The 12261-nt window shown below is 67.6% G+C and carries 10 protein-coding genes and 1 pseudogene; 6 read left to right on the top strand and 5 right to left on the bottom strand.

What is annotated here, in order from left to right; genetic code table 11:
- The first annotated feature begins 29 nt into the window (after positions 1-29).
- Positions 30-194 (top strand): hypothetical protein, encoded by a 165-nt coding sequence (locus tag AC0NH5_RS30505; protein ID WP_474410257.1) that lies wholly within the window; start codon positions 30-32, stop codon positions 192-194.
- Positions 195-340: 146 nt separating this feature from the next.
- Here AC0NH5_RS30505 and AC0NH5_RS30500 read toward each other — a convergent pair whose 3' ends face one another.
- Both AC0NH5_RS30500 and AC0NH5_RS30495 read right to left on the bottom strand, forming a co-directional pair.
- Positions 341-2620 (bottom strand): tetratricopeptide repeat protein, encoded by a 2280-nt coding sequence (locus tag AC0NH5_RS30500; RefSeq protein WP_474410255.1) that lies wholly within the window; start codon positions 2618-2620, stop codon positions 341-343.
- A complete protein-coding gene (locus tag AC0NH5_RS30495) occupies positions 2617-3231 on the bottom strand; it encodes a DUF4407 domain-containing protein (RefSeq protein ID WP_474410254.1) in 615 nt (204 codons plus the stop codon). Before AC0NH5_RS30495 ends, AC0NH5_RS30500 begins: the two co-directional genes overlap by 4 nt.
- A gap of 297 nt (positions 3232-3528) precedes the next feature.
- On the opposite strand from AC0NH5_RS30495, the gene AC0NH5_RS30490 reads away from it, so the two are divergent.
- The gene (locus AC0NH5_RS30490; RefSeq protein WP_474410253.1) at positions 3529-3765 is read left to right on the top strand and encodes a hypothetical protein; all 237 of its coding nucleotides are present in this window, start codon (positions 3529-3531) and stop codon (positions 3763-3765) included.
- A 545-nt stretch (positions 3766-4310) separates the two neighbouring features.
- Positions 4311-6593 carry an NACHT domain-containing protein gene (locus AC0NH5_RS30485; protein WP_474410252.1) on the top strand — a complete coding sequence of 761 codons (2283 nt, stop codon included), beginning with the start codon at positions 4311-4313 and terminating at the stop codon, positions 6591-6593.
- Positions 6594-6753: 160 nt separating this feature from the next.
- On the opposite strand, the pseudogene AC0NH5_RS30480 reads toward AC0NH5_RS30485, so the two are convergent.
- From AC0NH5_RS30480 to AC0NH5_RS30470, 3 genes and pseudogenes are all read right to left on the bottom strand, one after another.
- A pseudogene (locus AC0NH5_RS30480) lies at positions 6754-7212 on the bottom strand (IS701 family transposase); the annotation flags it as partial.
- Positions 7213-7273: 61 nt separating this feature from the next.
- Positions 7274-7474, bottom strand: a complete 201-nt coding sequence (locus tag AC0NH5_RS30475; protein WP_474410330.1) for a helix-turn-helix domain-containing protein — start codon at positions 7472-7474, stop codon at positions 7274-7276.
- A gap of 14 nt (positions 7475-7488) precedes the next feature.
- Complete coding sequence (locus AC0NH5_RS30470; RefSeq protein ID WP_474410336.1) at positions 7489-8346, bottom strand: hypothetical protein; 858 nt, start codon at positions 8344-8346, stop codon at positions 7489-7491.
- Between the two features lie 777 nt (positions 8347-9123).
- On the opposite strand from AC0NH5_RS30470, the gene AC0NH5_RS30465 reads away from it, so the two are divergent.
- The 3 genes from AC0NH5_RS30465 to AC0NH5_RS30455 all read left to right on the top strand — a co-directional run bounded on the left by AC0NH5_RS30465 (position 9124) and on the right by AC0NH5_RS30455 (position 12260).
- A complete protein-coding gene (locus AC0NH5_RS30465; protein WP_474410251.1) occupies positions 9124-9624 on the top strand; it encodes a SigE family RNA polymerase sigma factor in 501 nt (166 codons plus the stop codon).
- 141 nt (positions 9625-9765) lie between these two features.
- Entirely contained in the window at positions 9766-10896 is a 1131-nt protein-coding gene (locus AC0NH5_RS30460) for a hypothetical protein (RefSeq protein WP_474410248.1), read from the top strand.
- A gap of 281 nt (positions 10897-11177) precedes the next feature.
- Positions 11178-12260 carry an acyltransferase family protein gene (locus AC0NH5_RS30455; RefSeq protein ID WP_474410246.1) on the top strand — a complete coding sequence of 361 codons (1083 nt, stop codon included), beginning with the start codon at positions 11178-11180 and terminating at the stop codon, positions 12258-12260.
- The last annotated feature ends 1 nt before the right edge of the window (position 12261 follow it).

The following is a 12261-nucleotide window of genomic DNA, read 5'->3' as shown; positions in this document are numbered from 1 at the left end:
CGGTCACCGTGGCCGTCCAGGTGAGCCTCATGACCGCGTATGCCGCGACGGGCGCCTGGTGGCTTGCCCTGCTGGCCGTCGCAGCGGCACCGGTGCTATGGCTCCTGGATGCGGCAATGACCATCGGCGCCGGAATAAGCGACCCCGGTGGCCGGCAGGCGCTGCAGGAGGTCTTCGACGACCTGCGGCAGTAGTGGGCCGACACCCGTAAAGAATTGGGCGACAGCTGGCGTGACGACGGACACCCGGGACGTTGACCACGACTCGGCCCGGTACCCGGGCCCCTGAGTTCCCGCCTCGAGGCGAGGAGACAGGAACGGGCACATAGCGGATCGCTGGTTCAGGGCTCCGCTACCGCGGCGGCACGTCGCAGGTTTGCGGCGATCTGCCGGGTACGGCCGTGTTGCCCGCCCAGCCCTCGCTCGTACTGCGTCAAGGCGACCGCCAGCAGCTCGCGGGCCTCCGCGAGATGCCCCTGCGCCTGCAGTGTGACGGCCAGGTTGTTCATCGACAGAGCGGTCGCCGGATGCTCGGCGCCCAACACCCGGCGCCGGTCATCGAGAACCCGCCGATGCAGCTCCCGCGCCTGGTCCAGGTCGCCTGCGACCCGCGCCACCTCGGCCAGATTGTTCAGGGTCACCAGCGTCTGCGGGTGCTCGTCGCCCAGCTCGTCGGCCTGAATCCGGTGCGCGGCGCGATACCGGCTTACCGCACTCGCGACGTCGCCCTCCTCCAGATCAAGCTCCGCCAGGTTCAGCATCGGCGGCAGCCCTTCGACCGTCGCCGACCGGCCGGCCGCCATCAGAATTGCCGCTGCGTCTTCGTAGTACTTACGGGCGACCCCGAAGCGTCCCTGGTCCCGGCAGACTACGCCGAGGTCATTGATCGCCGTGGCCACGTTCGGGTGCCCGGCGCCGAAAATCTTCTGCGCCTGTTCCGCCACCCGAACCAGCAGCTTCTCGGCCTCAGCGTGCACGCCGACCTCGCGCAGCGCGCCGGCCAGGTCCTGCCGGAACGCGAGCGTGTACGGGCTGAGCGGCCCGAAGACCACCTCCGCCTCGGCATGGGCGGCGCGCATCATGTCCAGACCGGCCGAGTACTCGCCGCTGCGCAGCAAGTGCCGGGCCACGGCATTACGCAGAGTCGCCGAGGCCGGTACGGTCACGCCGTATTGGTCCGCGTGCGCAAGGACCGCTGCGGCATGCGGGACGATCCCCGCCATCACCGGCCAGGCGGCCGGGTCCTCAACATTCGGGGGAAGTGCCGCCGCGACGACGCCGAGCGCCGCGTGGACCCAGTCGGCGGGCTGCCAGGCCAGGGACCTGTCCGGGGTACGCGGATCGCCGAAGATCCGGGCGTTCCGGATGATCCGCCGCAGCCACCAACCGGTGCCAAGGTGGTCGCGGATGGTGTCGCCGGTCAGCGCGTGCATCCAGAGCTGGTCATGCTCGGCGTCGGTGGTCACCAGCGCCGTCTGCCGGAGTACGCCGATCGTGGCGTCCAGCTTGATCGGGTCACCGACGGCCACCGCCAAGGCCCGCGGCAGCTGATCGGCCGCGGCCGCGATCCAGCCGCGGGGCACGCCGGCGCTCGGCGCCAGGAACGCCAGCAGGCGTACCAGTTGCACCGACGCCGGGTTGCGACCGGCCACCTGCCGGACGGCCAGCCGGAGCGTTCCCTCGACCGGCAGGCGATCCGGGGGACCCCCCTCGCGCAACATGCGAGCCCGGTCGCTGCGAAGTCGGCGGACGTACTCGGCCAGCCCGACCCCGGTCAGATGGCAGTAAGACGCCGCCTGTTCCAGGGCCAGCGGGAGGTCGCCCAGCATCTCGGCGATCTCCTCGGCCGCGACCACGTCCCGGGAACCGGTTCGTTCGACCAGGAACCGCGCGGAACGGTTGCGAGGGAACGGGGTAACCGGCACCGGCACCGCGATCCGCTCAAAAGCGGGATTGCGGGAGGTGATGATGACGCGCCCGGTAGCGGACGAGGGGATCAGCCCGACAAGGTCCTTTTCCGACACAGCGTTGTCATAGATCAGCAGCCAGCCGTCGCGCTGGCCGAGGAGATCCACGGTCTCGGCCGCGGCCCGCTCCTGATCTGTGGCGCGAATTTGCAGCCGACGGCCGAGCAGGGCCAGCCCGGCCACCACCGCGAGCCGATCGTCAGCCGCGATCCACCAGCCGATCTCGGTGCCCGCCCGAGCGTCGTGCGCGTACGCCCGGGCAAGCTGGGTCTTGCCGATACCAGGTATGCCGTGCAACACCACCGCGGGCCGCGCCATCCCGGCGAGCTTGCGCCGTACGGTCCGCAGCTCGTCCGCCCTCCCGAGGAACTGCCGGCTGGGCGGTGAGATGTTCCAGGTCGGTCCCGGGCCGTCCCGGTCGGCGTCCGGATCCAGGGCTACGCCGGGCGGCTCGGCGCCGGGTCGCTGCCGCAGGCTGAGCCAGGTGACCAACACACCGAGACAGATGGCGCCGATCAGGATCACCGGCTTCGCCGCCCGGATGCGCTCGGGCAGGGCATCGGTGGCCATGTTGGTGACCACCGGCAGCACCACGACGGTGAGCATCGAGATGGCCCACGGGGTGAACCGCGGCTCCCGTCGCGGAGCGGTCACGTGTGCTCCGCCGGCGCGTTGGTGGCAAGCCGCTCGGCTACCAGGGCGGGAGACCGGTTGAGTGCGGTGGTGCGCGCCAGCCGGATGGCGGCCAGCATCCCGTCGTACGGCGTGGGCCCGGACAACAGGCGAACCAGCACCGGCATCAGCGAGATCGCAATGAGCAGCAGTCGCAGCAGCCAAATCGTCAGGGCGGCATACGCGCTCTGGTCGGCCAGTTGGTCGAGGGCCGCGAGGCGGTTCAGCAGTGAGGGCTCCGCGCCCTGCAGGCGCAGCTGCTCGTCGATCGGGATTTCGAATATCCGCAACACCAGGGGCTCGGCCAACAGAACGCTGGTCATGACCGCGATCGCAACCCGAGGAAGTTGTTTTCTCAGCCGTGGCCACAGTCGCTCTTCGCCCGGCGCCAGCAGAACTAACCGGTCGAGGGACAGGATGAAGAGCGCCCAGACCGCCACCATGAGGGCTGCCGCCCACCAGGAGGACACCACCATCGAGACCACAGCCGCCATCGAGAAGGCGCCGAACAGCGCCGATCCGACCAGCAAAAAGCCCTGGGCAGTCAGGCGCACCCGCTCGTGGGGCACTTCGTCCAGGACTCGCTCGTCCACACCGATCAGCCGGCGGACCCCTCGTCCCACAAAGTCGTCAACGCGGCCGATGACGTCCCTCCTCTGCCGACGGTGCGCCGAGCATCGTAGCGCCCGTGCTCGTCCAGCAGTCGATCTTCGGCCTCGGCCATACGACGATTTCGCGCTGCCCGGCCAATGCTGCGTGCTGTGCCAACGCCACCAGAGTGCGTTCGCGGGTGGTGAGGGGTGCCGGGCGAGTCGGTGGGGCGCCGGCGAATCTGAAGGGATACCCGAGCCGCACTCGGGATCGACGGTCTCGCGCACAGGAACCAGGGCGTGCAGGCCGCATCGTTCGAGGAGCCGGCCGTGCTCTTCCGCCCAGCCGGTCGGCGAAGGATTGCTGAGGCGGTCAAGGCGGCGGCCTGGCGCGCCTCCCCGCGTGACGATTGGCGGCAGGCTTACTGCGACGTCCAGCGCAGGTCCACGCCGACCGCGGGAACGGCGCTGACCACCGCGACGGTGGCGGCGAGCTGGTGGCGGTCCGTGGCGGCGGCCGGCGCTGATCAGCGATGAGGACGACACAGCCGGCTGATACCCGGTCCGGTCGTACGCCACTGCACGCAAGCCCTTTCGCTGATGTCGGATCATCCCCGCGTGCCGCACAATCAGTCACACTCTGGGCGTTTGGCGTCTATATCTGTTGGCGGATCCAGGTGGCGCAGGTCTTGTCGACCTGCGTGAACGTTCGGCCGAACGCTTTTCAGGCGGTGTCTTTGAGGTCGGCGTCCTCGCGTAGCACCATCCGCATGAAGGAGAGCATCTTGGTTTCGCCGTGCTGGGCCGACATGCATGCCACTGCGAGTGGCTCAGCCCGTATTAGGCGTCGGTAGCGCGCGGTGATGCCGGCAGGTTCGGACCCAGCGCTCCACGATCGCGTTCATCCGAGGCATCGGGCCGCCGGTGTGCACAACGGCTCGTCGGCTCGCTGCAGCGCTTCGTCACGTCCTTCGCGGTCACGGTGCCGCTCCCTGTCCGCGGTCGAACCGGAGGCATGACCGCCTCTCGCCGTCGTGACGGCTACCAGCAGAAGGTCCGAGGATTGGCCGCAAACCACGCGGGTGTACATCGACGGCGACCCGGTCTTAAATCGGATGGTGTCGACTCGGGGCAAGCTGCGGCTGTTCGTGTTCATCTTCTTCACCGTGTTCGCTGGCGTACTGGTGGGCCTGTCGCAGAATGTGGTCACCGAAGACGCCGCGCCCGCGGTGCCGGGCATGAGTATCGTGCGTGAACATCCCTGGGAGGTGCTTTTCGCCGGGGTCGTTCTCGGCGCGCTGGCGGCCTGGTGGGTTGCGGTCAGCCCAGTCGACGCATCCTCCGTTCCACCACGGGAACTACATGCGAGCCTTCGCGTCCCGATCCAGCGCAACCTGGAACTGCTGAAGCGTCGGGCAAGCGTCCGCGCGTACGTCGACCTGCATCTGACCGACGGGAACGCGGCCGTGGCGACCCTGTTGCGCCGAACGCGCCTACTCAAGGGCGAGCGGATTCTGCTGCTCACGGGCGCTGCTGGCGCCGGCAAGACAGCGGTCCTGGCGCAGACCGCGACCGAATGCCTGCCGGGCCGCCGACGTTGGGGCCGGCAGCGACGACCCGTGACGCCGGTGTACGTCGACCTGGCGGCCTACGTGGCGCAGCCGGTTCGGCGGCTCCGCGAGTATCTCGCGCAAACGATGACCACGGACGAAGAACTTCGCGTACGGCTGCTGGACGCGTGGCGTCCGGGCGGCAGGATGGCCTGGTTGTTCCTCTGCGACGACTTCGACCGCGCCGCCACCGTCATCGACCCCGATCGGCTCCTCGGCGAGGTGCAGGACTTCCTTGCCGCCGGCCGCAAACGCGCCAAGGTGGTGCTGACATCCCGCTCGTATTCACCCGGTGAGGGTGTCGCCGTCCTCGAACTCGCGCCGCTCAGCTATGGGATGCAAAGGCGATTCCTGGCCTCTGACCCCGAACTCGCCGAGGCGTTGCCGAGATGGAGCACGGACAAGAGCTTCCGGCCGTACCTGACCAGTCCAGGCTGGCTCGACCTCCTCCTGAGCACGCCGCCACGGCCGGGAGCGGAACCATCCCGGGAGCTTTATCCGCTGATGACCGAGCTCGTCGATCGCCGGCTCCGGGCGATCGGCTCGGCCTTGGGCGGTGAGGACGACGCCATGCTTGAGCGCCTTGCCCTGCTTCTCGCCGAGACGCCGTCGATGGCGGCCGACCTCGCGACCGTTCACCGCGAGGTGAGCGGAATCCCCGACGGGTTCTCGTCCCGGTTGCGCCGGGCTCAGCTCATCGACGGTGACGAGACGGAACCGATCCAGTTTCGACATTACTCGATCATCATCTATCTATTGGCGCGACGTCTGTTGCGGGACCCCGACGCGATCCGGTTGCCGGACCCGCTCACGTTCGCTTCGGCCGCCTCCCTGGTGCTGGTGTTGCGAGTCGCCGACTCCCCGACGGTCACCCGCCTCGTCGACGAGGCCCGAGCCCTCGTCGCCACCATCAATGCCAAACTCACCTCGACGGACGGTTTCGTTAACTCGGAGGCCATGAACCGTGCCGTCGGCAACGCCATCCAGACGTTGCGCCACATCGATGCCGGGCTGCAGCACCGGCCGGAACTCGTGTCGGCGGAGTTACGGCACGAGACCGGTGAACTGCTCCAGAAGATCGGAATCCGCGAGGCCTGGAGTGATCTGTCCGACGCGTTGTCGGCGCAGGCCGCCGCGACGAACTTCACCGAGGAACTGGTTTCCGGCACCGGCTTCGCCGTGGAGCGCGCGGCCGGGCGGCTGGCGACGACCCCGGGCGCCATCGAACTGATTCCGGTCGAGGACCGGCTCAAGCTGATGGTCATTGTGGCGCTCGGCGGTGCCGACCGATTCGACGCCGGACCGTTCGAGGATCGGCGGCTACGCTGGGCAGCCTCGGTCGGCGTCGTGGCTGCCGTCGTGTTCGCGATCATCTACGGCGTGGGTGGCCTTTTACAGCTCCAGCGGTATCCGGCGGCTGTCCTGCAGATGCCTGTATTCCTGCTGGTCACCGGCAGCGTCACCGCCGCACGTCGCTACCGGGCCGTCCGTCGCTGGTTCTTCGCCCGCACCGAGGGCAGCGCCACGGCGTGCGCATGTGTCGGGGCGGTCGGTTCTATTGCGACTTTCGTCTATCTGGCCTTCGCTCTGGCGACGTTTTCCCTCGGGCTGCTGCCGCTGGTGGTGGTGCTCCTGCCCACCTGGCCGGCCTGCGCATTGTTCTACCTGGCGCACGAACCGAACCCGATCGCCGGCCGGGTGGCCTTTCCCTACCCCTGGATCGCGATGCCGCTCTGGCATTTCCTCCGGAGCTGAGGCCGGTCCCAGCTTTTGACGGCGACGCCGCCGTACATATGAACGTGCTCCTCGGCCACCGAGCGGGCCGCCGCGTCCAGGCGTCAGTGGTCGGCCAGCACCCCGCCGGAGTCGATCAGGTCCAGGCTGCAGAAGAGGTACTGGCACTCGGCCAGAGTGTGAGCCAGCCGAGTTGGTGGCCTCGCAGCGCGGCGGGCAGATGTGGGTCGCCGCCGTAGGCTTCGTCGCCAGCGACCCACCGGCACGGCCGTCCGCCGGTGATCGCGGTTTCGATCAGGCGGCGTGCCAGCTGCGGTTTCGTAGCGAAGGTGACGGTGTCGGGCACTCCTGCTTCTGTTGGTCGCAGGGGGCCGTCGGTCCAGGATTTCGGCAAGTAGAGAGCGACATCGACCAGGGTGTGCCCGAGCGGCGAACATAGGACAGGTGCGCCGCGAGCTGGCAGTTCTCGATCTTCCTGGCCCCGGAGTATTGCCGTTGCACGCCGACGGTCTGGGTGCCCTTCTTCAGATCGCCGGTCTCGTCGACCAACAGGACCCCGTCCGGATGTCCGAGCCGGCCGTCACGAAATCCCGCACGTCAGCACGAACCCGGTGTCGTCCCAACTGGCCCGGCCGATCAGAAGCCGTAGTCGAGGACTCGGGCAACTACTCCGATGGCTTCTACCGCAGCTTAACCAGCGACTACGGTGGCACCGTCTGCCGCTGATCTGGCTCACCGGGCCGGTGCCGGAAGACAAGATCGATGCCGAGCGCGGCGGCGTATTCGTGCACGTTGCGGAGGGTCGGCACCCGCCGGCCCTCCTCGATGGCGCGTAGGGTGGCTGGCGTCATTCCCATTACCTGCGCTATTCGCGCCGGGTCGATCCCGCGCTCGACGCGGATAGCACTGAGGTGGATCAGAACGGTGCCGGGATCAAGGATGACCAGTTCGGATCCGTTCTCGCTCGCCTCGTTGCCGCCGCGCCGCTTGCGCCACCACGCTCGGCCGCGGAGGAAAGCGAAGACGCCGGCGATGCCCGCCACGAATGAAGTGATGGACGCGGTGACGGTGCCGACCCATTCCGCCACCACTTGATGCTGTCCTTGACCGGGACCGTGACCTTGACAGTGGCGGTGTACGACGCAGTGGCGCCTCGCGCATCGAAGACGTTGACGTCGGACTTATTCATGATTCGTACCGCTGGCTGCAGGTCCATGGTGAGCTGCTTGATGCCGCCAAGTTTGGGCGTGACCTGCCACGACCACCGTGCGGTCCCGTTGTCGAGCAGCAGCTGAGTTTCCCAGCCCCGTTTATCGATGGCGAAATCAGACTCGGCTCCGCGCAGTTGAGCTCGCACCTCGCAGGTCACCATCACCGGCTCGGCTGTGGCGCCCTCATGCCCGGGCAGAGCTGATGCTGGAGCCAGGCTCTCGTTGAATGTGACCAGAGCTTCCACTGTCTCCGATGTACCTTGCACCATGTCGAGCCTCGGGTCGAAGATCACCCGTGCGGCCGCTAATTGACCAGCCGATTCCCGGCACCTGGCTTCGTAGATTTCGAGGTCTATGCTTGCGGACGGTCCCGATTGAGTGCCCGTGGTTGTCGGCTGCGCACCGGCCACGGTGGGTGCGGGCTGGCCTGTGTCGTCCGGAGGACCGGCGCACTGGGTCAGCAGGACGGCCAATAGGATGCAGCCCAGCAGGATTCCCAGCGCGAGCGCGGCAACGTGATTGCGGCGTCCGGGCTGAGCATGCGGTGAATGGTTGTATGACATCGACACCCGCTCCTCAGCCTCACCGTAGACGTCGGCATGCGCGCGCCTGGACCTCTGACGGGAAGCTGTCAGTCGCCGGTGCGGATGGGGGTCCAGGCCGCGATCGGGGAGGTCTGCGCTCCGAATTCGGTCGGATCGCTGACCTGAAATTCCTCGTTCGGGAGGACCTGCAACGGTGCTGAACAGGAGTAACCACTCAGGCGCAGGACTCGGCGCTGGCCGCGGGGATCGCAGGCGGATTATTGTCTGGCCAAGGCTGGCAAGAGATTGCTGCGGCGCCACCCTGGGTCTTTCTGGCGGCAGCAATTGAGGGAGAAGTCGCACCCGGCTTCCTCGCAGCGAAGCTGATCCAAGTCATCCTCCCGCTCGCGATCGTTGCCTGGCTGGCGCATGTTCAGCGCCTTTGGCGAGCCTCGCTCACACTGCTCATCGCAATGATCTCGACCGCGACGCTGAGCGCGTGCTCTGGCAGCTTCTCCGGGACACCGCGAACCGGCTCGGCTGAACACGCGCCCGTTCGGCCATGGAACGTCACTGCGGGTAGGCCGGCGCGGCATGCTCGATTTTCGCGCGGTGTGTCGCGCGGGCCGCCGTGTCGGTCTCCTCCACATACTCAGCTGGTCTCTCGAGTGCGTCGTTCGCGACGATGCTGCCGTGTCGGCCGGCGGCGGCCGTTGAATGCGCGGCCCTCCCCTGGTGCGTGCCGATAGAACTTGCCTGTCGAAGTCGTGCAACAGTTCGTGCCCGTCGAGCGTGTTGGTACGACAGGAGGTGGGAGTGGTCGAGGACTTCGGGTCGTTCGCCCGTGACCGGACGCCCGCGCTGCTGCGCTATGGCTTCGTCCTGTCGGGCAATCCCCATGATGCCGCTGACCTGGCGCAGGAGGCGCTGGTCCGGTTGGGCGTGCGATGGGCGAGGGTCAGCGCGCAGGGTGATCCGGAGGGCTACGTTCGCACGACGATGGCGCGGTTGCACATCAGTTGGTGGCGTCGGCGTCGGCGAGAGCATCCGGTGCAGGTCTTGCCGGAGCAGAGTTACCTCGACGCTGGCATCGCCGAGGCCGATGGTGATCTTGGTCTGTGGGGTGCGGTGACCGCCCTGCCGCCCCGGCAGCGGACGGTGCTCATGCTGCGCTACCACGAGCAGCTCAGCGACGAGGAGATCGCCCGAATGCTGGGGGTTTCCCGGGGGACCGTGCGCAGTCAGGCCGCTCGTGGCCTGGACAAGCTGCGCCACGTCGCCGAGTCGCAGGTTGAAGTACGAGTCAACGGGAGGTAGCCGCGCATGCGTAGGAACTTGGAGGACGATTTGGCCCGTACGTTCCGGGCTGCCCGCATGGCCGCTCCGGACTCTGGGTCGGGTTTTTCGGCGGCGCTGGCCGCCCGCCGGCGCCGACGCGCCCGGACCAGGATGGCCGGAATGGCTGGCGCGTTCGCGGCGGTGGTCGCGGTTGGGGCCGGGGTAACCGTCTTCAGCCCACCCGTCACCCGGCAGGTGGAGCCGGCGCAGCCACTCGATGCGGCGCCGCTGCCGACCGGATCATTGCCCACCGTCGACTTGTCCGCGGCCAAGCCGTACCGCGACCTGTGGCCGGACGCGCACGTCGAGCTGCCACTACGGTTGCCGGACGGGCGGCGGTACTCGGTCAAGGGGGCATTGGGTGGCGACGCGTACCTCGTAGTGCCGTGGGACGAGCAGAGGAATTTCCTGCCGGTGGTGCTCAACGCCCGGACCGGTGCCGCGCGGGAGCTGGGAACGGTTCCGACGTCCGGCTATACCGCGTACGACCAGGTCGGAACATACCTGACCGAGCACTACATCGTGTGGGTGGTGGCGGCGCAGGAAGAGGACGGTGCCAAGTATCAGGAGGTGTGGAGCGCGCCCAGGGATGGCGGCGCGGCCGTGCGCCGGGCGAGGTTCGGCCCGGGCGACATGACGGTGTCGGTCGCCGAGGTCGGCAGGGTCTTCTACGCCAGTACCGAGCTCTCTGCGGGGGTCGGGGCTGTCTACCGGATCCCGGATGGCGGCGAACCGCAGCAGGTGGCCGGCAGTGACGGGTACGTCCTGCGGGACGGGCCGTGGGCAGTGCGCAGGCCGGTGAGGTCGACGGAAGTGAAGCCATCGGATTCGGCAGCGGCTCCGGTGGAGGCTCTCCAGTTCTGGAACGTGGCCACCGGTGAGCGCCGCACACCGCGCACCCTGAACGGGGTCACCATGATCGACTGCAATCCGCGCGTTTGCGTCGGGCGGGCCGCAGGGAGCCTGGTCAGCTATGGCATCGACGGCAGTCGACCGCTGCGGACGACCGGCGACGCAGTGGACCCAGCCGACATGGACACGTGCAACTCGTGCCCGCGAGGAATCACCGTGTTCTACGACAGCTTCGGCCGATTCATCCAGCTCCAGCTCAAGTCCGGCGCTTACCTGTGGGACCGGAAGACCAACACAGTCGGTACACAGCAGGACGGGTCCTCCGGCGACGGGGATGTGATCGACGCGGGTCAGCCCGGCGGCAAGCAGCACCTACTCCTCCTCGGTCGGATCCGCTGAGCCCAGCACGCAGAGCGTGAGTACCGGATAGATCCCGCAACGCCGCCACGGCACCCGCCTGGGACGGACTCATCGATGTACCGGGTGCTGCGTCTTGTGCTGCATTCCCGCGAGTTCTGAGAAGTTCAACCGTCGTATTCCTCGTATGCGGCGAGATCTAAACAGCAAATTGACCCGGCGAGGAATGCATGTCCATTAATAGAAGTTCGTCGATTGATTTAATGATGGCGCGGCCCGTTTCCGCATCCGACGGTGACAGCGTGCGCCGCAGGTTAGCGGGGTTGGACGCGATTCGCGGCCTTGCCGCCCTGTACGTGGTGGTGAGCCATTGCCGGTTGCTGACATTTCCTGGGTATCCGGCCAACACCGGACCGGGATGGCACCACTGGCTGCTGCACGGCCGTCTCGCGGTGGTCCTATTCATCACGCTGTCAGGGTTCTCCCTGGCCATCGCACCGGCCCGTGACGGATGGCATTTGCGCGGCGCGTTGCGGTTCTTCCGGCGCCGCGCGTGGCGAATTCTTCCCCCATACTGGGCGGCCCTGGTCTTCAGCCTCGCGATCGCCGCGACGGTGACACCCTTGCCGCTCTCCAACCCGCCAACCGCCCGCTCGGTCGTCGTCTATGGCCTGCTGATGCAGGACTTCCTCGTCGCTCCGGTGCCCAACGGCGCCTTCTGGTCAATCGCGGTAGAGGCAGGACTGTACTTCGCATTCCCACTCCTGCTACTGATGCGGCGCCGAGCGGGAGCAACGGTGACGCTCGCCGCCGTCACCGTCCCGGTGATCGCAGCCGGCCTGCTACACCCCAGCCTGTCCGCAGCGCACAAATCGACGGGTTTCACCCTGGAACTCGCACCGCTGTTCACCCTCGGCCTGATCACCGCCGGGATCCTCACCGCCAACGACCGCATCCGCTGTTGGCCGTGGCATTGGCTCGCCGCGCTCGCCGCCACACCCGTAATAATGCTGATAAACGTCAAAGGCTCCGTCTGGACGGTAAACCACTACTACTGGATCGACCTCGCGATCGGCCCCGCGATAGCCATGCTGCTAGCCGTGGTGGCCACCCAACGATCGTCTGGGCTGATGCGGCTCCTGGACAACCGTCCCATGCGAAGTCTCGGCAAAATCTCCTTCAGCCTCTACCTGATCCACCTTCCCATCGTCTCGATAATCAGCCGCAGGCTTGTGGCGCCACACGTCCCACCCGGCATGCCGGCCTTCTGGACCACACTGATACTCGCGGTGCCAGCGGCCGTAGTGACAGCCTGGTGCTTCGCGGCCATCTTCGAAGGACCGTTCCAGCAGCACCGCACCGTGGCCTCGCTGAACCGCTCTTGGTGCAGATGCGCGAAGAAGTAGC

It is taken from the genome of Actinoplanes sp. 13 (assembly GCF_056134165.1).
The sequence above is the reverse complement of the archived record's forward strand: the minus strand, read 5'-3'. Positions and strand labels throughout refer to the sequence as shown.